The following is a 24,157-nucleotide window of genomic DNA, read 5'->3' on the forward strand; positions in this document are numbered from 1 at the left end:
GCCTAATGTTTTTACAGCCATATAAGTTAACAGCCATATATTTCTTTCAATTTAGCCTGAGTTATTGCTGCAGCGTTACCATCGATAGCTAATCCATGCTCAGCTTGAAAACCTTTAATACCTGCCGTTGATTTCTCAGCAATATTGCCGTCAATATCACCACAATCAAAGCCCAATAATCGACAGCGAGCCTGAATGCCGGTTTCTGTATCGACAGGATCTAAATGCCCTAAGCTAACATCAAATATCTCACTAGGTTCTTGGGAACCGTCATCAAAATAAAGACTTAATATGCCTGTTTCTGCACTATTTTCTTCTAACTCTATTTCAATAGTTCCATCGTCATTAACAAGTGATTCAGTTTCCACACCATCAAGCGATAACACCACGCGCTTACCAGCCCATGAATTACCTTCACTATCTTTAAAATCGGCCCGAAAATACTCTGCATGCTTTTTAATTTTAAACACATTAATCTTGGCACTGGCTAGCGCCATAAAGACAGGTTCAGGATCGGGGATCGTAATGACATCACCCGGGTAGATGATATTAGGGTTATCACGTTTGGTACGAAAATCCGTATTCGACTCATGCTCATATATGGCTTTGTAATTGGCAAAACCATGATGTTTGGCAATCCGTGGTAAGGTATCGCCCTGCACTACCGTGTATTGTTCTGCCATTATCAATCCTTAATACAGCAATTTATTGGGAATAGCCGTAACGCCATCCCGTAATAAAATCAGCTTATCATCAATATCAATGGCTTAAATATGAAAAAAGTATGAAATTTGTTGCTTATAAACACACTTTACGAGGCTGACAGCTCTGTGATTCGTCATGCAGCAACATCGCACCTGCCCCCAACTGCATTTCGACAGAGCCTAAACGCGGCTTTATGATCGCATCATAATCGGCTTCCACTTTTAAAGAACTTTTAACTGCGGGTCCAAGGTAACTGGAAACGGCCTTTTCAATTACCTTACGTGTTGCAGAATTAGGTTTTAACTGGTCAAAATCCCTGCCATTTCTGGGTTTGATCACGATATCAATCTTACTGCTAAGATCCCACATATTCTCACCAAGCATACTGTTAACCCCTAAACAGGCAAATGCCCCTTCAGGTTGCTGCCTTGAGCATAACCGCGTAACTTCATCATCGCCCATGTTAACCCACTGACCTTGCAGTGTCTTAATGACAACTTCACCATCAAGGATCTCTTGCAACATGTTGCGTAAGTTGGCTTCATTGCGGATAGCATGTTTAAAATAACTGGCGAAATATAACGCTAAGTCGTCTTCAGCACCGATTAAATTACTGAGTGCCACACTAATTGGATCTGTTGGCTTGCACGCATTCTGTTCATACCCTATTGCAAATCGGTATTTTTCCCAACTGCGGTAGTACAAGGCAATAATGCGGTTATTAAACATATCAAAAAAATCACACAATGCATGATCTTTATGCCGAATGCGTTGGAGTATGGCCTCGGTATAATGAAATGGCAGTACCCCATTCATTCCCGTCAATCCTAAGAATGTGACGGCGAGATCTAACTGGTGACTGTCAGTAACCTCAGAAACCTTATTAATTGGTGCGCCAGCATAACCCACTTGTTGAGCGACAGAAAAACGAACAGCTTCAAGACTCGGAAAGTTATCACGCCCAATAGCACCATGCTCAAAACCAGCCCGCTTTGCACGGTTTTGCAATGCATACACGGCTTGGTAAAAATCATAATCCTGCGGGTATTGTATTAAATCTTTGTCTAACATATCGATTCCCTCAGCTTATAATAAAGCACGTTCGCCAATCCGCGCTGGCCACTGATGATATAACTGCGTACTGCCGTTACAAGTGACCTTAAGACGGGTAAAGCTATTGATTGCAGCAAACAATGCAAAGAAACGATCTAAGATTGTCGCGAAGAAGAATAAATCATTGTCAGGAAAACCCGCTGGATTGAGTATTAGGTTAATATCACTACCATAGCAAACGCCCATGCGACCTTGTATCAGTAACTTGGCTGTAGAAGGCGTAATCGTTAATCCCTCAATATGTTGGATCTGTGTATTACTGGCCGCATTGTCTGCAAAGTTAAATAGGTGTAATAAATCACGTAGTTTATCTCGACCTCCATTCCCAGAGAAATGCTCGAGGCTAACTAAACGTAATAGCTGCCAACGGGTTGCTTTACCTAATTCAGGTCTGACTGCTGCGGTGAAAGCTGTCATGCAAGTGGCACTTTGTACCATGTGACCACCGGATGGCGTATGTAATACTGGGTTTCCCCCACCATAAGGCAGTTGTACTGGCAAGTTACGATTAGAACAAAGCCCGTGTAAACTTAAACGCTGGCGACTGCCATTTGCCGCGATACCCGTAAAACTATTAAACTCACGATCAACGACGGATAAGAATAACTCTGTGCCTTTTTGTGCAACGCCACCAGACCAATCTGAATGCTCACGCCTTGCAACCCAAAAATGTTTCACGTCTTGATAACGTGGATGAGTCTGACTATAAAAAGGACCGAGCCTGATTTTATCCATCTCGCTGTCATACAAGGCAACGTCCGTAATCGACACGACTTCAGAACATGATTCATCGCGGTTATCTGCAACAATCCGATATTCATATACACTGGGATCTAATACAACGGGCTCTAACTGCTGTTCAAAACAATTGATGATTGGCGTGCAGTTTAATTTAAGACTGTCCTGATTAATATTTGACTCAAGCTCTGACGAGGACGCTGAAAAATAAAAGTGAAACTGCACTTCATCTTCATATTCTGGTGTTAATTTAGAAAGCAAATCGACTAATTCAACAAACAAAAATTTTTGTGGGAAAGCAAACTGCTCGACTAATAATCGATAGCCATCAAACGACTTATTGCCATAAGGTAAAACAGATTCGTCATGCCCAAAGCCGACTGCTGAAAGATGCCTTGATTCGAATGTTTTACAGTGACTTAAACCGTCTTTGGTACTGATACCAATACCAATAAGATGCTGAAATAAATGTGTATACAGTAAAAATGCATGCTGCAGTTGACCACCAAGATAAAAGCGTAATTTGTCTGGATTAACCAGCGATAAATTATCACCTGCAACAAAATGTTTTAGCGTGAATTGCAAAACGGATTTAGGTTTGGTGATCCAAGGTGAGTCAGGCGCATTGAAAGGTGCATTCTTAAAGTGAATATCTTCGATTTTTAATGGTTTAACATCCGTGTTATAACACGTTGTAAACTCACAAGCCTTGTAGCCAGCGACATGGGTAACTACACGACTACCTTGCTCAAATAAGCTACCATTACTGACAATGTCGTTCACATTAAGCTGGCAAATACCAAGCGACGGGATCGTAACTTGATAATCGGGTGCAAGCTGCCCTAATAACGCATCAGTTAATTCAGGAAAACTGTCATCAAGTTTTTGTCTAATCTGTGCGGTTAATAAGGACACGCCTTCCAGTAATCGAGACACGTGTGGGTCTTCGACTGAATCATCATCAAGCTTTAATCGACCTGCTATTTTAGGGTATTTTTTAGCATAATCAGCGCCCATTCGTCGCAGGTAACTTAATTCACGATTATAATAACTTAATAAATCATCACTCATATGTACAGCCTATGGTTATTTTATAGCGATACCAATGACAAAAAATAATCACTTATTTGCTGCCGTTTAGATTATAAATTGGAAAATTAGTACAGATTATCTGTTACCGAAATACCCAGATAAACAGGTTCAACTTCAGACTCTAAGCTGATTAGTTCCGGATGCGGATCTGCGTGCATTAAAGCTTCAATTCTTAGCTTTAATGATCGGTCAATGTCATCATTGATATCGACAGGTTCTACATTCACTTCGATAATACGTGGTTCAAAACGCATAATGGTTTGTTTAACTTGAACGCATAATGCAAGTCTTCCATCAAGGGTTCCTACTGGAAGCCCCGAAAAATCCGGAAGTCCATAGTTAAATAACGAATCGTCGAGCTCACGATAATAATGAGGCCAGGTCATCCATTTCACCTTCGAATTTAATAGATTTTCGAGGTCGCGCTTCATTGAACGACGTAATGACCGCACTGTTATGCCTGTGCGTTTCTCTTGTGCATTACTGATATTCGGTTCTAGATCGATAAGCTTATCTAATAACGACGCTTCAATAAGTTGCTTATTATGAACGGCCATTAAGCTAACTCAGCTTGTGATGACATACCTATATTTACGTCTTGGCTATCATGGTTGTCTTTATTCTCTTGGTCATAGTAAAAATCTGTCAGCTGAACAGCTAACTCACCAATTAATAGCATTTTATGACCAACACCTTGATACATAGTCAGGCCTTCACCTGCAGCTTGATTCATTGGTTGCCAATCCGTTTCACGACCAAGCTTTTCAGCGTCTGATTGACTACTTAGGTAAGTGAGAGGTATGAATGCATCACCGCTTGGTCCGTTTGCGATATCAATATGAACACGACGCCATACTTGCTCTAGGATTGAACTTGCAGGTTGCCATTCCAGCAGGGTGATTTGTGAGAATTTAACTAAGTAAAATTTACCATTTGTTCCAAGCACTTCTAAATAACCAGCCAAACTGTCATCAAGATCCCGTGGTTTAGTAGGGCTATGCTGATAACGCGCAGATTCTAAAGCTGTGCATTGAGTCATGATATCTTCTAGGTTGTTATCTTTAATGGCGACTTGCAGTGCCACAATGGCTTCTAACTCTGCGTCTGCATCACTAAATACTGCTGCCGTTGCCCCACCTTGCGAAAAGTCAACGCGAGATTGCTGCGCTCGAATAAGTTGTTGGACATTTTTGCCACCAATCGCGGTTTCGGGTGCTTGATTGGTTAACAAGTTAATTTGTTTATCGGCTTTATCTAGCTCGCCATTAATACATAGCAGCTCGATATAAGCACTGCGAATATCAGTATCAAGTGGTTGTTTTTTTAATCTTGCCTGACAATAAGCGATTGCGTCTTTTAACTTACCGGTTTCAACTAACTGTTTTATTTCTTGCATGTTCATATCCTTATGCATGTCTAATCTTTTCAAATTTTAGCTTAACGTAACGGCTAAACCGCAACGTCACTTGCTGCCAGTTCCGTAATTAAACGGATAGATGACACCATTTGATCTAATTGAAAATGTGGTTTTAAGTGAATTACAGAATAAAAACTCCCTGTTTTCCCTTTCACTTCATGTACTTCTACCCGTGCTTCGCACAGAGGACGTTTTGCCCTGACTTCATCTGAAGCACTTCCCGCTGCAGCTGTGTATCCCTGCAACCATTTTTGAATATCGCTTTGTATCTCTTGTGCAGTCAAATAACTGCCCACCTTTTCACGGCCAATCACCTTAATTGCATGTGCAAACCGTGATACGCAGAGAATGTATTGCAACATAGTCGCGAGTCGAGCGTTAACTTGTGCCACTTTAGTATCGGCAGTCACTTGTATACCGTTATGGATATAATTTACCGCTTTCTGTACTGATGAGTTACTGAAAAAAGCGAGCTTATCTGTGTGTTGTAAAATTGACAACGGAATAAAACCAGCTTCTGAAAATTGCTTTTCTAATCTATCACTCACAAACATATTCAATGGTATTTCGTTGCGGCGTTTATACACATCATTATTCATATTTAGTGATGACTCTGCGCCAAGATAATGATGAGGAAATTGATCAACCACGCCACGATTTATCTCACCTTGATTTACCCCTCTGATCTGAGCAAACCATTTTGAACTTGCAAAAGACCGCATTAATATGACGGCAAACGCGTAACCTATATTGCCCCATAGGTTATCTTTCTCGGCATCCTTAATCCGTTCACGGAAACGAAATTGATGATGAAAACGACCGTCATCCAAATAAGGACGCCGCATTAACATATACGGCGCTGTTAACCCAAGATATCGAGCGTCTTCTGTTTCACGTAACCGTCGCCATTGTATATATTCAACTTGTTCAAAATGAGCGTTGATATCAATACCTAAGCCTAATTCTGAGAAGCGATTAACGCCGAACAGTTGTGGACTTGCGGAAGCAACAAAGGGGGCAAATGCCGCGGCTGAAACTTGCGTCATATTACGTAGAATATCAATATCTGATAACGAATTTCCCGGTTGAATTCGATTAGTAATTTGATAATCACCAAGCAGTAATCCAAACGGTTGACCTCCTGCTTGTCCAAATTCGTTACTGTAAATAAGGCGATAAAGGTTACTCTGATCAAATTCGATGGCACGGCTAAAATCTCGTGATATTTCCTGCCATGAAATACTGAGCATACTGACTTTAATTATCTCTTCCCGATCAATCGCTTGCTCTTGCTGAACAAGATAATGGACGCCTCGCCAACTCGCCTCAAGTCGTTGAAATTTATGATGATGAATAATATTGTTCATCATCATGTTCAACGCTTTATCTAAATCTGTTAATAATTGAGTTAGCGTTGCGTTAAGTTCGAGTCTGATATTTCCATTTGATTTTAATCCATTGTCTACGAGCCAAACCAATAATTCTTCAATAATGATATCGTCTTCAACATCCATTTGTTGCAAAAATTCTTGCTGTAATAAATCAGCAGGATTCAATACAAAAGCACTATTCGTTTGATCCTTAGTATTCTTCTTTCTAGCAGTCGACGTTTGAATATTGATTGTTTCGGGTTGTTTGATAACTGTTTGCTGCATCATGTTACTCCTTTAACAATATGCATATATTGAAAGTAAGCAGGTTAAACACACCTGCTTACTATTTGTTATTATTACTATTAATTACCTTCTGGAATTTTAGCTACAAGACGTAATGACGAACTTAACTCTTCCATTTGTAGCCAAGGTCGCATCCATGCAATAGCGTTATAGCTACCAGGTTTACCCGGAATTTCTGTGACTTTAACTTTCGCATCCGCCAGTGGGTATTTCGCTCGGATTTCTTGACCACCACCTTCAGAGGCATTAACAAAACCCAAGATCCAACGATTCAACCAATTTTCAAGATCTTTCGCTTCTGCAAAACTACCGACTTTATCTCGGCCCATCACTTTAAGGTAATGCGCAAAGCGAGAGGTTGCCATAATATAAGGTAAACGAGTGGAAATTGACGCATTTGCTTGCGCATTAGGATCAGAAAACTGGGCGGCTTTTTGACAAGATTGCGCGCCAAAAAAGACCGCGTAATCTTTGTCTTTATAATGACAGATTGGCAAGAATCCAAGTTTACTCAATTCAGCTTCACGACGGTCGGTAATACCAATTTCAGTTGGGCATTTTAGCGTTGGATCACCATCGCTACTCATGTAAGTATGTGTAGGTAAACCAGCCACTTTACCACCGCCTTCTGCACCACGGATCGCAGTACAAAAACCATATTTTGAAAATGCTTCGGTAAGGCGAGATGCTAACGCATAGGCTGCATTTGACCAGCAATAGTTATCATTGTCAGCAGACTGAGACATATGGCCATCTTCTGACAGTGCAAATTCTTCGTAACGGAATTCCTCAACTGGCGACGTTGCCTCACCATAGGGTAAGCGCGCTAAAACACGAGGCATAGTAAGCGTAACAAAACGCGAATCTGCACTGTCACGGAATGAATTCCATTTGGTGTATTCCAATGACTCAAATACTTTACTTAAATCACGAGGTTTATCCATTTCATTCCATGAATCAAAACCAAATAATTCAGGCGCAGATGCGGATAAGAATGGGCAGAAACCAGACGCAGATACATTAGACATAAGTGAAAGGCATTCAATATCTTCAGGATGATTACTAAATTCATAGTCACCGACAATAGCACCAAATGGTTCACCACCAGCGATACCAAATTCCCCTTCATATACCTTTTTGAAGATCTGACTTTGATCAAACTCAACCGCTTTACTCAAATCTTTGTGCAGCTCTTTTTTAGTTATCGTGATTAAACGCAGTTTCAACGTACCGCCTGTATCTGTACTTGTAACCAAGTTATGAACGCCGCGCCATGATCCTTCCAACTTTTGAAATTTATCATTGTGCATAATCTTCGCTAATTGCTTTGAAATTTTCTCATCTAGTGCTGCTATCGATTCATTAAATGTAACCGTTAAGTTTTTATTCCAACTCACCGTCCCCTTCAACGCTTCTTCCGTTAAGGTTTTGATCAACTCTTCCGAACGCGATACTTCGGTTTGCTTTGTTGCTCCGATGACTTGGTCAAGTATTGATACTTGCTCTTCTGCTGACTCGAGTTCTTGTGCTGCTGCAAAATCTGACATTATGCTTTCTCCCCAAGGTCTAGCTCATTTGCTAATTTATCTAAATCAGCATTGTTGCTTAATACTTTTTCTAAAATATCTTCTAACTCTTCAGAACGATCGACTTTTGTCATTAAATCTCGTAATTTATTTCGTGTTTCCATTAATTTACGTAATGGTTCAATTTGGTTAACAACTGCAGCGGGTTCAAAATCGGCTAGCGAATTAAACTCAAGACTAACACTCATTTCTTGGCCATCTTCATCAAGCAAGGTGTTGTCTACTTTAAATTCTAATTTCGGATTCATTCGCTTTAATACATCATCAAAGTTATCTCTATCGATCTGAACAAAACGACGATCTTTTAATGGTTTTAACGAGCTTTTGTTTTCTCCCGCAAAGTCACCCATAATGCCAACCACAAAAGGTAATTCCTTTTTGGCAATTGCACCACCGGTTTCAACATCATAGGTAATATGTACCCGTGGGGTACGAACTCGTGATAATTTTGACTGTACGCTTTCCATAGCTGTTCCTTAAATTATGAAGTAATGACTATCATTACTTATGTATTGGTATTTACTGCTGAGTTTAATCTTTTATGTCTCTTCACTCTGGGCTATGCCAGTAAGTTTGAAATAATCTGTTCTCGCACTGGGGTCACTGACTAATTCTGCGAGTAACTCAGGTAAACTAAGTTCGCTCCAACGTATCGCTTGTGCTATCGCGTATGAAATTGGTGAGTGAGGCTCTGTTGTACGAAAATATTGTTCAATTTTATGTAATGCTGTAATCGCTTCTTGCCTATTATTCAACGACTGCTCCATTTGCACAAAGTCATAACCATTCGTCGGATTAACACGCGCAGTGGGCTCGGACTCGGTATTTAAGTCTGATACATCAGCCGTGTCATCACTATCTAAATCATTAATTGACTCAGATTTATCAATCTCGATTTGAGACTGCGCATTAATCACGTTAAAGCGTTCTGTCATAATAAAGGTAAAAATATTCTGACAATTTTGTAATTTTTCAGATATTTTTGACGTCGGTTGCGCATTACCTGACATCACTACATCCATTTTTTCTGACAATTCACTAAAGGCCGAAATGGCGTCTTCAATATCGTGCTTTAGTTTAATTAATTCTTCATCACCGATTTCGGTTAACGCTTCCTTAATCTGCTTCAATGAAATAGCGCCGTTTTCAATTTTTCCTTTTTGTTTATCTGCGCTTAAGCTGTTTAGCTGGCTTGCTTGTTCAATCTGCCATGTTGCATACCGTTCACCAGATAAGGTTTCAACTAAAGGGATGGATAAAATTGGCATTAACAATACCCCTTCCCCTTCAAAACCATTTAGTCCAAGCAACGGTGCAATGCGAGTTTCCAATCCATCTTCGTCGGGGCTTGGATACAATCCATCCCAGAAGTGACAAATCAGTTGGTGTGCCAACTTGAAACCAATCGCTAATCCGGCAAAACCATCGGTACGGCATAGCGCTTCAATTAACCAAGCACAATACTCAAGATCTTTCGTTTCATTAACGAGTATTTGTGGTATTTCATCTTTGATCGGATGCCACTCTCGTACAAAATCAGCCGTCCTTTCGTCACCATCTATTCCAATTAATGCATTTCGTTCATTTGCACGAGTGCGTGTACGAATTTCTTTCAAACGATAGTATTGAGACAAAGGTGACGTGTCAGTGCGAGGATCAATACCACACAACAATTCGCCATTAATGGGCTTTACTACATCTTCGATAATTTCTTGGTTTAATACTGACATCTACTACATCCATGTAAGGTCGATAAGCACTACAATTTAGCTAAATAGCGGTATGGTGAGATCATCATTTTCAGCGCTGTTAAGCTGATTCTGTCGCGATACCGACACTAAGATTAAGGTGACATTATCCTTTGCTCCTTTACCCAGTGCAGCGTGCATAAGCGATGAACCGGCGTTTATTACGCTATGCTGCTGGAGCTGTTGCGCAATACTTGCGTCGGATAATTCACCTGTTAAGCCGTCACTGCAGAGTAATAGCAATTCACCTTCGATAATCGGATGTGTCACATGATCAATTTCGATATCTTCAACCACGCCTATCGCACGAGTGATGACATTACCCATCGGGTGTTTTTCAGCATCCTCAGCACTCAACACTCCCTGGTCTATTAATTCGTTCACATGGGAATGATCTCGTGTAATTTGCTTTAAATCTTGATGGTAAAAGCAATAACCTCGGCTATCACCAGTCCACAACCAATGTGCGGTATTACCATCAATCCAGAGCAAAACAACGGTTGAACCTGCGGTTTTCCCTGCAAGTTGGCTATGACTATAAGCAATGATTTTTTCGTTGGCTGTGAGTATCGCTTGCTTTAATACCTCAACGGTAATGCCACGATAGGCGTTCTCATTAATATAAGTATTGATTGTTTCGACAAGGATTTGGCTTGCCACATCTCCTGCCTCATGCCCTCCCATGCCATCAGCAACAACCCAAATATTTTGCTCTGGGTATTCTAATAAACTGTCTTCATTTATTTTTCTCACAGCGCCAACATGAGTTTGACCAAAAGATTGTAAAACTATTTCTGTTAACATCTCGATTTACCCTTCTTAAGACCGAGTCCAATTACCATCTAGCATGCCAGCATAAGTGGCTGCACTTGGCATCCCAGAGAAAACTAATGTACAAGGATCGATCTTGTCTGAACCCGCTGTCCACCATATGCTATAACGATTAAACTGCTGATTTAATGTCTGTTGTAATAAACCAAGTTGATCACTCCCAATATCTCCCGTTTGCTCTCCTACCGCCGTTAGCAGCCAATTTTGCTGGTGGCTATTCGGAGATAGCAAAGTTTGCTTGTACGATGTAATGGGTGTGACACCAAGGGTTAGCGGTGCTAGCTTTTTATACCAATTCAGTAAGACACAGTTGTCATCTAATATCGTTAACAATTGCTGTTCGTTTTGCTGGAAAAATGCCTGTTTCTGCCAGAACTGTAGTGGGTCTAGATCCGCTTGATAGAACAAGGTAAACGGATAATATCGCCCGACGTTATCCACGCTTGGGATCAAGGTGCCAGCGAAACTTCGATCTGCACACACGCCGCCACTCACTGCAAAATGCCAAATAGGTGACGTTAAATAATTATCTAGCCACTTGCCTTGCAATTTTTCTCGGCTGACTGCAAGTGCTGCTTGCACCCACTCGTTCCAAGATTGCTCTAAGCTTGAATCAAGACCTAGGCTAACAAAATCCCCTAAACTCGGAATTTTTCCGCAATATCCCGTGATGATATCGACCGTTTTAGTATTCATATTGGCACTATTCATTAATTGTTCGTCTATTACAGCTTGGCCGGACATGAAAACGCCTCCAACTCACGTGTTTTAAATGGGGTTGAAGCGCTACCAGCGATCAACTGAACCTTCGCTACATGCCCCTGAATTTCAATTTCTAACATGTTATCTTTTAGGGTTTTTGGTCGCTTAGCCACGATTTCATCTAAGAACCGGAACCAAGCCCAATCACCTTCATATGACTTTTCGACCGTGCGCATGTAGTTTGCAGGTGTAAATATCACTCGGGTTTGTGCGAAGTTTGCCGAACTTGGCCAATGATATTCAATCACTCTTATTGGGTCATGACGATAAACAAAATTTTGGTCATCAATTTGCAGCTTAATTTGCTGCATATCGCGATCTAAGTAGTTTGCTTTCAATGCAAATTCTATCTCTGGCGTACTACCAGATTCAAAAAATTCATTTTTGATCTTGTACCACTTTCGGAACACAGCTAAAGACTTATTACTTAAACCAATATTATTCTTAAAGGTCCAACGTCTAGCACCCATTCGTACATGTGGTTTAATGTAAGTCTCAAAATACTTAGACATGGTGCCTTCGGGACTAAAGAAGCGAGAGAAATCTCTGATCCTAACTTCATCCTGCGCACTACGCTTAAACGGATAACGCCCACGTATACGTTTTTTATATTCGTTATATACCGTACCTTGCCATAGATCATTCAGATGATAACGTGAGCTTTGCAATGATATTTGCGTTGTACTTTCGACAACACCTTTAATCATTTCAGCAAAAGGCGATGGTAGGTCTTCAACAAGCTTATCCAACTCCGCAAGAGGTTCTCCGGCTTGTCTTAGGTTTACATGCTGCCTAACTACTTTGTCTCCACTCGTTTGACCTCGACTCAATTTCGCTAAAAGTGCATGCACCTTCTTCATCTGTGTTTGAACTTGTAATACATCGGTATCTTCCAGTCCCAATATCCCTGGAAATACTTTTTCAACGGATTCACCAGGTAATGCGATATTAATGCTGACATCTTGTGGCATGTACTGCTTGAAGCGGTTGGTCGTACTTGGCATTTTGTGCGCGGCTATCGCTCCTGCTACCTCACCCGCTTTGCCCGCTGCTTCTGATGCTGGTAGCTTTGTTAGCTCAATATTATCTTGAATCGCTGTTAATAGTTTCTGTATTGGTTGATCCGGCCCCGTCAACACCTTAGTGGTGTAAGCACCTTGTGATGCGCTGTCAAATGGTTTAAGTGCAACATCATCAATTAAATCACGCCAATAATAACTGTACTCTTTGAAGTAACGCTCCTTGACCTGCTTAATAATTTGATCTTCAACATCATCCCCCATACCTTTAACTTCATCACCATAAACCCAACTATCTTTTGTTAATACTTGAATTATTTTTTTGTGTTCCGCGAGGAATACTTTATAAAAACCTTCGTAAGTAAAAAGCGCAGGTATCGGTTTACTCATCGATTCACCACTGTGGCGATAAAACAGCCCTATGCTTTCATTTGGTAAGACATTAGTGAGCTTAAATTCACCGAGCTGATGTTGCTTTGACTTTTGTTGAATTCGAGCAAACGCGCGTTCAGCTAAAGGCACTGAGAGTAGAATGTCTCTCGCTTCACTTACAGCCAGCTCGTTATATGCAGGTTCTATCGCGCTACTACTTAATAGAACGTCTAAATGTTCATTAAGCGCTAAACGCATTACTTTGTTAACATCACCAGGAATGTTATTTTCTAAGTGGAATGAAAACCATGATTTAATTTGCTCTGCGTTATAGTATTCACGCTCAAACAACATTAAGTAAGTCTTTAAGGTTTCATATAAATAATCAATATGTGTTTTATTGTTTGCCATATCGCTGACTAACGATTTCGATACATATGCCAACAAATATTGCTGCAGTGCCCGTTGATACACTTCGTTCGTTGCTTGCCCTAATCGGTCACCTTGATACAAGCCTAAATGGTTCGGCCAACCGTCAGGCAAATTACCTTCATAGCCCGTTGGAAGATTACGTAGAATCGTTAATCCGTTTGCTAACGTAATGAGATCACTTGACTCAGTTAAACCGCCAGTTGCATTCTGTTTAAATACCTCAACACCCTCGCTAACCTGTGCCGATAAGGCTTGATTCCAATTTGCACTTGCCCACCAGCTTGTTCCCAACAGAGCCGAAGAAACACAAATCGATGTAATTGCAGTACGGCGTAGCCAACGATTATGACGCGCGTGCTCAGTATTAACGGTTGCAATATTTTGTTCTGCAAAAATGACATCGTTAAGCACAGACTTAATGAAAAAACCTTTTGGTTCATTATGATTAACAGACAGAGGGGAGCTTGGTTTCAAACCAAAACCACTCGCCATTTGACTGCTCACGCGATCGATCGGATTACCCGCTTGATGACCACTCGCGATGAAAGCACCACGTAATAGCGGTAATTTTTCAAATGCATTGGGTGCAAATATCTCTTTTAAAAAATCATCTGCGGCCCCTTGCAACATGCGTAACTGTTTTGGAAATTCATAAATGAGCGCACGAACTTTCGGGTCTCGTTCTCCATTTAAGCGCTGTAACATGCCTTCATTAACTTTAACGATAAGTTGATAAAACTCTTTATTAAAGAGTGACACGACACCTTTTGTATCTTCACTGCTTTCCATCGGTAGCGTAAAGCCCCACGCTTGTTCACGCTCTTCCTCACTCAACTCTGCAAAATATTCATTAAAACCAGCAACGAGATCGGCTTTGGTGAAAATGACATATATCGGAAAAGTCATGCTCAATTGATTTTGTAATTCTTGAATTCGTTGCTTAATGGCACGCGCATGGAGATTACGTTCTGTTTGCGTACAGGTTAATAAATCTGACAAGCTCATCGAAATAAGCACACCATTGATAGGTTGTTCTGCACGATAACGTCTTAACAACCCTAAAAATCCAAACCATGCTCTTGAATCAGTCGCACTCCGACTGTCTTGAGTCGTATAACGTCCTGCCGTATCAATTAATACAGCTTTATCAGTAAACCACCAATCACAATGACGAGTACCAGCAATACCGGCCAATGCGTTTACACCCATTTCTTTCTGCAAAGGAAACTGCAGTCCTGATTGCTGCAATGCTGTTGTTTTACCCGAACCCGGAGGGCCGATAAGCACATACCAAGGCAGCTGATAAATACTTTTACCTTTGCTCAATTTAGCGGTGCGCAAAATATTAATCGCTTGCTTAAGTTTGTCTTCAATCGCAGAAATATCCTGCTCTGCTGCAATATCATCTATTTCATTGTCTTGCCCTTTGATCATCTCGCGAGCTAACTTATTATTTTGGCGTTTTACTAAAACCTTTTTGACGAGTAAGCTTACGACCCAACATAAAAATAATAACGCTAAAAAAACCAACCGATTCATCACACTTGCTAATGGTGTGACGCCATCAATAGCAATGAGAGGACCAGCCAACCAAACACAGACAATAATGGCAATGATACCAATAACAATAAAAAAAGTTTTTAACGTTAATAACGCAAATAATTTCGATATACCTTGTTTAAATGCCATCTTTTATTACCTCAAAATATCGATTTCGACACGACGATTTTGCGCGTGCTGCTCATGACTGATCGTAGAACCAGTAACTAATGGCTCTGATGACCCCCGACCTTCAGGTAATAACCTGCCACTTAAACGAGTGTCTTTGGCTAGTACATCTGCAATGCTTGTCGCACGAGCAAGTGATAAATGCCAGTTTGAAGGGTATCGGCTCGAAATAATTTGTTGTTTATCCGTATGCCCAGTAATTAAGATTTGCCCTTGCGTTGATTCGAGTGCACGTGCAATTTTACGGATGATAGGTTGGTATGCAGGACTAATTTTATCGCTACCACTGGCAAATAAATCAGCGCTAATTAAGCGGATGCTTATACGATCAGACAGCTCTTGAACAACGACAATGTTCCGGCCAATTTCTGTTTGCAATAATTGTTCTAACTTTAATGCTAATGAACTGGCTCTGACCGCTGAGGTGGCTTCCGGCTTACGGTCAACAAGGTTCAGTACTTGCTGGTAAACTAAATCGGCATTTTCATTAACATTAAAACGTAAGCCTATAAAACTCGCAGCAAGTAATGCAGCTGCAATTGATGCTGTAACCCAGATAGGTAATTCGAACTTGGCTTTGACACTACCCACTTGCGCCACTTGTAAGTTGTCAGATAAACGCTTTTCTCTGCGTCCATGATGATTTTTTAAAGCAAGTCCTAAGTTATCGCGTAACGATTCAATTAATTGTTCTGCGTTTTTAGTTACACGGTATTTACCTTGATAACCAAGTGACAAACATAAATATTGTAATTCAACGACAAATACCATTTCGACCATATTCGCGACTGACTCGTCCAATAACTGATAGAAATGCTCGCCACCAAATGTTTCATGATAAAAATGACTTTGCAGTGAGTTTTGCGCCCAAGCACTATTACGCCCCCAAGGCATTGTCATTACAGTTTCATCAATAAATGCACAAACACAAAATTTAGCGGCATCAATGAGTTTATTATCCGTTGTTTCTGTTTTTCCACTTAACTTGTTTTCATATTTTAATGCGTGTAATTGGCGTTCGTATTTATCCACTATATCGATGCACTGGCCATGTAATACATCCACTTTTTCGTATTCATTATTAACCCTAAGCTGGTTAATCAAGGATAGGATTATCCCTGCGTGTTCAATCAGAGGATTCGCCCCAATGGTTAAAATTGTCTGATTAAATGCTTTATGCTGTGGCTGTACAAATAAGGTATTATTGTCATCTGCTGCAAGGCCTGGCTTGGGTACAGCGTTGGCGACAGTACTAGACGGTGTTGGTTCGGGTTGACTCCGACCTCCAGGTCTAGGTTTAAATATTGTTTTTTCACTCATACTAATCTATCCCTGCTTACTGCTAAACGGTCCATGTTAACGTTCAATGTAAAACTTCCTGCTGATACTTATTGTTTTATTGACCACAATTCCATTGCGAGCCCTGGAAACTGTCCAGATAAATGGATAGCAACACCACCACTACTTTTTAATTTATGCCAATATTCACTACTACTATCTAATTGGAAATAAACACTCCCTGCATGATAAGGAATTTGCCTTGGGGCAACAGGTAAGGATGTAACGCTAATTCCTGGAAGTTGTACATTAACCAGATCCCGAATCAGTTCGACCGGGCCAATTTTTATTTGACCCGGTAGGTTTTTTGTTACCTCTTGTACCGACATATTTGCTTTTACAGCCAAGACTAAAATACTATTTTCCAGCACACTTTTATCTGCAAGTTGTGCGACATAAATTCCAAATTGCTTCTCAATAAGCGCTAATCCTACCGCAGTATGATCGACCACAACACTCAAGGTTTGAGTCAATAACGACATACAACTACCGAAGGTTGCTGCTAAGTTATCATGCTTATATAAAGGCATTTTAGCTGCTCTTTTTGTTTCACCGTAAAAGGTCGATAACTCACCCGAAATCGAAATAAACAGTTCAAATAATCGCTCAGGATGTAATGTACGCTGCTGTAAATTGTGCATTAATAAGGGCTCGATTCGATTTAAAAGTTGCAGCATCATATAGTCTGCAACTGTAGATGCTTGACCCTGCCCCTGGCCTTTTGTTAAACGTGCGGCAATGGCTTCTGCGCGCTGGACGACCATACCGGTTACTTCATTGATATAGTCAACGAGATGGGCAACAGATTTAATACTCATACAAGGTGGAATAAACTTTTTATCAAGCTTGATATCACCTGTATCGCTTACATTAATCACACGCGCAATCGGTATCGTTACATAACCCGTGAGATCTTGAGTTGCGAGTTTAAATTCTACACTTAGTTTAGCCATCGCAATTGATTCAACGGGTAAACTCTCGAGTGATGTATCAATCACATCTTTATAAACATTTAAATAGCGTACTATAACGTCATCATGTTCACTGTTTGTGATATTAAGACCGGTACTTTTCTCTATAGGTAATGCCAAAACAATATTACAGTCAATCGTCCCTAGAGGTATAAGCAACGGCGGTGGTAATCTTGCCTGTGATGGCATCTTAATGTGTGTACCATCATTAAAAATGCCTTCAAAATCCGTTAACGAGAATCGCCCTAGTGTTAATAAATCATCGTCAGTACAAAGTTCAATAACCCCCCACTGGTGAGATCCTAAAGCTTGCAATAAACGCCTTTGTACATAACCATGATGTCGGTCTTGCTGCTGAAAATGCTGGGGGCGAAGAAACATTCCCTCACTCCATGCAACTTTACTGAAGTCACTCATTACTGTAATCCCCCATACTAATATCTACATCACCGCGTAATTAAATTGCTTATTAATCACGAATAAACACACTTAGTTTTTCTAAATACACATTGAAATCGTCGTACGCTTTAGGATCAACGGCTATTACATCTCTCCAACGTGAGTTTTCAATATCTTGATAAGCAACGAGTACTGCTATAAATCGTGTGTTTTTGTTTAATTCGCGTTCATATTTTAGCTGTTGGCCAGGGTTGAATACTAACTCTTCCTTTTCAAGCAGTTCTGGTCCAAGAATCTCTTCGTAGTCTGAATACAAACTGAAGAAGTCGGCTGTTTCAATCGACCCACGACTTGCTAGCTGAAATATTTTAACAACGACTGGTGATGGGCGCGTTTCAATGTCGGGGTTTAAACTTCTAGATGCAACAAAATTTAATGTTGTAGATGGCGTTATTACAAAGTTCATCATCGAACACCCTGCCAGACTACTTACCGCTAGCATTGCCATGCACATAAAAACGATGCGATTAAAGCGATTACTTTTTAAGTTTAATAATTTCATGTCTCTGCCTGTTTTAATATTATGGTTTTTAAGTAAATTCGGTTTATTACAAAATATCATTTACCCTGTTTCTGCCTTTCTTCATAAGCTCGAACAAACGCGTCAGAAAGGATACTTTCACGGTTAACAGTGATTTCGTTGCGGATATCTTCATGCATTTCAATAAAATTACGCCACATTTTCTGCTCTTTACTACTACGTTTAAACTTATCAAAAAATCCTTTTTCGTCTTGAACCGGGACCATATTATCTGGCGATAGTTGGTCTAAAACACCGACAACCGCTCCCTCTAGACCTGCCCGCATGCTTTGTTCATGCTGACGTAAATCACCAAATGCTTTTGTAATGGCTTTGTTTGTCGACATAAAACTGCCATTGGTGCGCAAATATAAATTACGAAATAAGTCATCAACAGAAGCTGAAAATTTGAATGGGTTATTTTCTTTAATCTGAAACATGGTGTGATTAACGCGGAACTGATTTTTAAATAAAGCTCGGTCTCGTAATGAAGCCATAAGTTCATCGTTGATAGTTCGGATTGATGACCCAAGGTCAAACCACCATTCCTCATCATCAATAACAGGAGACGATTCAATCCCCAGACCTTTAAGAAACGCGGCCATTTTATCTGTACTTTTAACTTTAGATTGCAGAGAATCGTTAACGATTTTTTTGCTTACTAACGCTACTTTTTCATCTTTTTTTGTCGATGATGCTTCCTGTATATCGACAACTGGTTTTGGTGCGATTTTAGGTGCGCAGGCATTTTGCCCATCATTCGCCCAATTCCAATCGTCAGGAATAATGTTGCCATCTAGTACTAAACTATCCTGTAATTCACTGCCGATTAAATGAGGGTCGCTTACACTCGTCAGATCAACTGGCTTATCATGATTGACACGATCTTCTTCTATATATGCAGAAGAAGAAAAAGGAGATGATGTTGAGTTTGAAGCCAGTAAATGATCATCTAATAATTCGACCTCAATGTTCACTTCAATGACGTATTCGCCAAGAATAATTTGCTCGCCAGATGCCAATGTATGGCGATTGCCTTTACCAAGGGGCTTAGTAGACTGATTAACGAACACACCATTTGTCGATACATCTGTAATATAATATTTACCCATCACTAACGTTAATTCGGCATGTCGACTGGATAAAATTTTATCGCAGTCAGGTAGTACCCAATCATTTGAATCAGAACGACCAATTACCGCAGATGCACCTTCTAATTTAAAGGTTGCTTGTAAATTTGGTGATAATTGTTGATAACTTATTACAGATAAAAGCAGTCCCATTTATCATTCCTTGACTTATCTATTGTTAACGCTAAATAAATATCCAGCTGGCCCTATACATTTATCAATGTTATTAACTTCTAAGTTCATGAAGATTTGTATTTAATACGTATTGATATAATCATAAAACCAAATAACTACAACCAAGTCAAACAAGCTGATCCGCTACATTTACAATTTAAACAGATATCTAATACTACATTTAATACTATTTCCGGTAAATAAATGTGTATGCTGATTGTCGTTAATGAAATACAAGGATTTATTATTCGGTAAGAAAAATAAATTCTTCATTTATTGCTAAGCATAATTTCAACCTTATTTATACGCGCCAGTTAACAGAACGATAACACCGCGCAAAATAACACTAAAAACAACAACTTATCGTATTCAACATCAATTTCAAAGAACATGGTAAATAAACGGTGAAATGATAAAACACTTTATTAACTATTGACAAAAAACATAATAAAAATCGTAATCACAACTTACTTTAATTTGCTCATATTAAAGTTAACTAAAGTATTAATTTTAATAAAAAGCATAAATCAATACAAAAGAACTAGATGGAACTAGTACTTTTAATACATTAAGTTTTCAAAAAACACAAGGAGTCTAGTGTGGAAAAAGATAAAATGCTATTAGGTAATGAAAACTCAAAAAATGACATTGATACAGCGACACTTACAGGACAGGTATTAAAAAATAGATATGAATTAGAAGCGCACATTGGCTCTGGCGGCATGAGTGATATATATAAAGCAAAAGATTTGTTATTAGATAAAGCAGGTGTCGAAGAACCTTACGTGGCGATAAAAGTCTTGCAACCACAATACACTCGAAATAAAGAAGCACAGCAGCTGTTGTTTCGGGAAGCACATAAAACGATGTCTCTTTCTCATCCAAATATTATCCGTGTTTATGATGTAGATAAGGAAGATAATCTTTGCTTTATCATTATGGAATGGTTGAATGGCGAAACACTTGATCAAGTTATTTCACGCTCTAAGCCTAAGGGATTAACATATAAAGGTGCTGAGAAAGTTATTTCACAGGTGGCTGATGCACTCAAATTCGCCCATAAAAATGGCATTGTACATACAGATTTAAAACCCTCTAATATCATGCACACGCGTAATGGTGATATTAAGATTTTCGACTTTGGTGTTGCCAGATTAATCCAGAATAAGGCAGATGAATTTGCCAACGATAATATTGAACAGAATAACTCACTGGGTGGTTACACTCCTGCTTATGCGAGTGCGGAGTTGTTGCAAGGTCAGCAACCATCAGAAAGCGATGACCTCTTTTCATTAGGTTGTATTTTTTACGAATTACTATCAAGTAAACACCCTTATTTACGTAAACCGGCAGATCAAGCAATTACGGATAAGATTACTGTAAAAAAATTAACTAAACTCAGTAATAATAAATGGAAAGTTATTTACTCAGCATTGCAATTATCGAATGCAGATAGACCACAAAGCATTCAAGCGTGGCAATCTAAACTAACCCGCAAACCGCTTCCTGTTTTTTCAACCATATTACCTTTACTTACTATCTTAGGTTCTGTCGGTTATTTTTATTATATGGAAAATGTAATCACTACACAGCAATTGACTGAACAGGTTCATACATCCAATGTTGATAACTTAGCTAACTCAAGCGTTGAAGTATTCATGAATTCATTATCTGAGCTAGATAGTGAAACAGCGACGCTTAAAGCTGGTATCTTGCGACTGAAACGTGAGGAAGTGATCAACTTCCATATTGCAAAAATAAACCGCATTATGCAGGATCCAAAATCACGCTACCCTGATTTCGACCAGATGGCAGCATTGATTGAAGAAACGACAACCTTATATCCAGACTCGATTAAACTTAGCGATATGGAACTGTATGTTGAAGACCAAAGAGAGTCAGCAAGAACAATACTGCTCGCGAGTATTGAACAACGCTTACTACGTGCAAACTACCTACCTGACAGCGATGGAACCGATATATTCACACTACGTCAAGATATGAAACAAGTTGATACTGATTACATGATCATCCCTTCAAAGCAAGCGGTAAACCTATATCGTAAACAACTCCATACTGCGATCAGTGAGTACAATTATAACGTCATTAACACACTACTAGCACCCGGCGAATTACTATTTAAACATTCAGCTTCGGAACTACAAACATTATTAGATCAGCCAGAACTCATCACTGCGATTAAAACACTCACTGAGTATCAAACTTCAGATAAATCACAAGCATTTCCTTTCGATGCTGCTGAGCTATTTTACCGAGATAGATTTGATGCATGGATTGCTGCTGTCAAAATGGCAACAAGTCAACGAACATTAGACCAAATTTATAACCAACAAGACACGTATAACAAATCACTACCCGTCAATTTTAAACCGTTAATCAAGTTACGCCGAGACTTAGCCAATCGTTACTTGAAACTAATTGTGACGGGTAAAATTAAATCAGGGTCAAAAGTAATTAAAAAAGCGGAGAGTCTATTAACAAAGGCAGATAAAGGACAAGAAGATTTGATTTAAATATTGAACAAAACGCGGGGTTGAGACATTAGGGCAGTAACTCGTCCTCTTGTCTGATTGTTTTTGTCCGCTCACTTAGAAAGCTGTATGGATTGAATGCTGGCTCGAAGTTTATCTTCATACTTTGGAAATTCTCCTTTAGCTGAATTGAAGTTGAAAATAAGCATTTCTTTACCATAGCTAGTAATAAGCATGATGTTGTGTATGTCTGTATCAATCGCGTTTGAGAACATCTCAAGATACACCCATTTTTTACCAGAAAGCTCTATAATTTCTTTCTTTTTCCATTCAACACCGGGGATCATACGATCAAAAATTTTCTTAAAGGAATCCATTATAACTGGTAAGGGAGCTGCCGAAATATCATTTGGCTTAAGATCATATGTAATAGTAGTCGAAGCCGAAGCATTGCCAAGAACCCATTTAGGGGCTCTCTTGTGTGGCCACTTCGTATCTATAATGTCTTGAGGTAATGGCCGAAACTCATAAGGTGACACGAATGAAATATCAGTGTTAGAAACGCTAATTTTCTTTGCCAAAGACGTAAAAGAGAGCGTAATAACAATAAGACTTAATAAAAACTTCATTTAATATACCTAATGAGTTAGCTAGTGATTTCCCAGTATTCCGTATGATGCCTAAAAATCACGAACATAAAAGAACCAAACACTTCATTGTTGTTAAATAACAATGGATTACATTATTATTAGTATTGATTATTAAATTATTCTGTTGATTGAAAATAAATCACCATAAATATAAATACATTTATATCTCACCTGCTCTATTCTACTTCGAGCCTATATACTGATATACCATCATAATTACAATAGGATACAAATTTAACATACAAGACAATCGCTAAACATTAGCGACATAAGTTTGATGTGGATCACAAAGTATTTTATGAAAGTTTATAACTGATCAATTGGTAGTTTAAAAATCCCAACAAAAACGGAACAGAGCCATGAAAACCCTAACAATATTGGCACTTTTCGAAAGTACTGAAAGGTGCTATGGTGCCAAAAACGAATCAACAAGGAAACTCGTCATGACTAAATTTGCACTAATTACTGGAGCGAGTCGTGGTATAGGAAAGGCTATTTCTCATTACTTTGCCCAGCAAGGATATTCGCTTATTTTAGTTTCATTAAATAAGGAAAATCTAGATCTAGCTAAGTTAGAGATAGAATCACAATATCCGTCGGCTAATATCGAAACAATCACAGTCGATTTTAATAAGCCAGCAGACGTTGAATCTACAATAAAATCGATTATTACTAACCACGATTCAATCGATGTTATGGTTAATAGCGCCGGAGTCCTCATGGCTGGGCACGTAGATCTAACACTGAATCAACTTTCTGAATTAATAAATGTAAACCTACTTTCGACTATTACAGCATGTAATTTGGTTATCGAAAAAATGAAGCGACAAGGTTACGGTGAAATTTATAGTATCGGCTCAACAGCTGGCTTAGAGCCCGTTCCCAAAATAGCCGCTTATTCAGCAACAAAAGCCGCTATCGTTAGTTATAGCCAATCTCTTTATCAGGAACTTCTTCCTTTTGGCATTAAGGTTTGCTGCTTATGCCCAAGTGTTGTCGATACTGACATGACTAATGATGGGCGCATTATGAACAACCTAAAAATTGAAACTCAAGATTTAACCAAAGCTATCGATTTTATACGCAGTTTATCTCCTGCCGCCAGTATGTCGACATTGTCTATACGTTGTAAAACCATTGATTTAGAGAAGTAATTACTTAGAATCAGGTGGGGAGTCATGCCAACGCCTATTTTTAGGCGTTA

19 protein-coding genes are annotated in these 24,157 nt (G+C 39.4%); 2 read left to right on the forward strand and 17 right to left on the reverse strand.

Annotated elements, in window-relative coordinates; all coding sequences use genetic code 11:
• Nucleotides 1-26: 26 nt before the first annotated feature.
• The 16 genes from HWV01_RS11915 to tagH all read right to left on the reverse strand — a co-directional run bounded on the left by HWV01_RS11915 (nt 27) and on the right by tagH (nt 19,790).
• Complete coding sequence (locus tag HWV01_RS11915; protein WP_211671735.1) at nt 27-683, reverse strand: peptidoglycan-binding domain-containing protein; 657 nt, start codon at nt 681-683, stop codon at nt 27-29.
• A 115-nt stretch (nt 684-798) separates the two neighbouring features.
• Nucleotides 799-1,776 (reverse strand): type VI secretion system baseplate subunit TssG, encoded by a 978-nt coding sequence (tssG, locus tag HWV01_RS11920; RefSeq protein ID WP_211671737.1) that lies wholly within the window; start codon nt 1,774-1,776, stop codon nt 799-801.
• Between the two features lie 15 nt (nt 1,777-1,791).
• The gene (gene tssF, locus HWV01_RS11925) at nt 1,792-3,627 is read right to left on the reverse strand and encodes a type VI secretion system baseplate subunit TssF (protein ID WP_211671740.1); all 1,836 of its coding nucleotides are present in this window, start codon (nt 3,625-3,627) and stop codon (nt 1,792-1,794) included.
• An 86-nt stretch (nt 3,628-3,713) separates the two neighbouring features.
• Nucleotides 3,714-4,205: a type VI secretion system baseplate subunit TssE gene (tssE, locus tag HWV01_RS11930; RefSeq protein ID WP_211671741.1), complete on the reverse strand. Its 492-nt coding sequence runs from the start codon at nt 4,203-4,205 to the stop codon at nt 3,714-3,716.
• Entirely contained in the window at nt 4,205-5,044 is an 840-nt protein-coding gene (locus HWV01_RS11935; RefSeq protein WP_211671743.1) for a type VI secretion system accessory protein TagJ, read from the reverse strand. The genes tssE and HWV01_RS11935 overlap by 1 nt, the downstream gene beginning before the upstream one ends.
• Before the next feature lie 53 nt (nt 5,045-5,097).
• Nucleotides 5,098-6,723: a type VI secretion system contractile sheath large subunit gene (gene tssC / locus HWV01_RS11940; protein ID WP_211671745.1), complete on the reverse strand. Its 1,626-nt coding sequence runs from the start codon at nt 6,721-6,723 to the stop codon at nt 5,098-5,100.
• A 77-nt stretch (nt 6,724-6,800) separates the two neighbouring features.
• Entirely contained in the window at nt 6,801-8,288 is a 1,488-nt protein-coding gene (gene tssC / locus HWV01_RS11945; protein ID WP_211671746.1) for a type VI secretion system contractile sheath large subunit, read from the reverse strand.
• Nucleotides 8,288-8,794, reverse strand: a complete 507-nt coding sequence (gene tssB / locus HWV01_RS11950) for a type VI secretion system contractile sheath small subunit (protein WP_211671747.1) — start codon at nt 8,792-8,794, stop codon at nt 8,288-8,290. The genes tssC (HWV01_RS11945) and tssB overlap by 1 nt, the downstream gene beginning before the upstream one ends.
• 72 nt (nt 8,795-8,866) lie before the next feature.
• Nucleotides 8,867-10,057: a type VI secretion system protein TssA gene (gene tssA, locus HWV01_RS11955; RefSeq protein WP_211671748.1), complete on the reverse strand. Its 1,191-nt coding sequence runs from the start codon at nt 10,055-10,057 to the stop codon at nt 8,867-8,869.
• A 36-nt stretch (nt 10,058-10,093) separates the two neighbouring features.
• A complete protein-coding gene (locus HWV01_RS11960) occupies nt 10,094-10,879 on the reverse strand; it encodes a Stp1/IreP family PP2C-type Ser/Thr phosphatase (RefSeq protein ID WP_211671749.1) in 786 nt (261 codons plus the stop codon).
• Between the two features lie 15 nt (nt 10,880-10,894).
• Nucleotides 10,895-11,650 (reverse strand): type VI secretion system-associated protein TagF, encoded by a 756-nt coding sequence (tagF, locus tag HWV01_RS11965; protein ID WP_211671750.1) that lies wholly within the window; start codon nt 11,648-11,650, stop codon nt 10,895-10,897.
• Nucleotides 11,632-15,180, reverse strand: a complete 3,549-nt coding sequence (gene tssM, locus HWV01_RS11970) for a type VI secretion system membrane subunit TssM (protein ID WP_211671751.1) — start codon at nt 15,178-15,180, stop codon at nt 11,632-11,634. The genes tagF and tssM overlap by 19 nt, the downstream gene beginning before the upstream one ends.
• A 6-nt stretch (nt 15,181-15,186) precedes the next feature.
• Entirely contained in the window at nt 15,187-16,539 is a 1,353-nt protein-coding gene (gene tssL / locus HWV01_RS11975; protein WP_211671752.1) for a type VI secretion system protein TssL, long form, read from the reverse strand.
• Nucleotides 16,540-16,607: 68 nt separating this feature from the next.
• The gene (tssK, locus tag HWV01_RS11980; protein ID WP_211671753.1) at nt 16,608-17,945 is read right to left on the reverse strand and encodes a type VI secretion system baseplate subunit TssK; all 1,338 of its coding nucleotides are present in this window, start codon (nt 17,943-17,945) and stop codon (nt 16,608-16,610) included.
• Between the two features lie 52 nt (nt 17,946-17,997).
• On the reverse strand, nt 17,998-18,489 hold the full coding sequence (gene tssJ, locus HWV01_RS11985; RefSeq protein ID WP_249185286.1) for a type VI secretion system lipoprotein TssJ: 492 nt from the start codon (nt 18,487-18,489) through the stop codon (nt 17,998-18,000).
• Between the two features lie 56 nt (nt 18,490-18,545).
• Nucleotides 18,546-19,790 (reverse strand): type VI secretion system-associated FHA domain protein TagH, encoded by a 1,245-nt coding sequence (gene tagH, locus HWV01_RS11990; protein ID WP_211671754.1) that lies wholly within the window; start codon nt 19,788-19,790, stop codon nt 18,546-18,548.
• 620 nt (nt 19,791-20,410) lie between these two features.
• Between tagH and HWV01_RS11995 the strand changes: the two genes are divergently transcribed.
• Nucleotides 20,411-22,345 (forward strand): serine/threonine-protein kinase, encoded by a 1,935-nt coding sequence (locus HWV01_RS11995; protein ID WP_211671756.1) that lies wholly within the window; start codon nt 20,411-20,413, stop codon nt 22,343-22,345.
• Between the two features lie 71 nt (nt 22,346-22,416).
• On the opposite strand, the gene HWV01_RS12000 is transcribed toward HWV01_RS11995, so the two are convergent.
• Nucleotides 22,417-22,932 carry a hypothetical protein gene (locus HWV01_RS12000; RefSeq protein ID WP_211671758.1) on the reverse strand — a complete coding sequence of 172 codons (516 nt, stop codon included), beginning with the start codon at nt 22,930-22,932 and terminating at the stop codon, nt 22,417-22,419.
• 464 nt (nt 22,933-23,396) lie between these two features.
• Here HWV01_RS12000 and HWV01_RS12005 point away from each other — a divergent pair, with 464 nt between their 5' ends.
• Entirely contained in the window at nt 23,397-24,107 is a 711-nt protein-coding gene (locus tag HWV01_RS12005) for an SDR family oxidoreductase (protein ID WP_211671759.1), read from the forward strand.
• Nucleotides 24,108-24,157: the final 50 nt, after the last annotated feature.

The organism is Moritella sp. 5 (genome assembly GCF_018219455.1).
Lineage (GTDB): Bacteria > Pseudomonadota > Gammaproteobacteria > Enterobacterales > Moritellaceae > Moritella.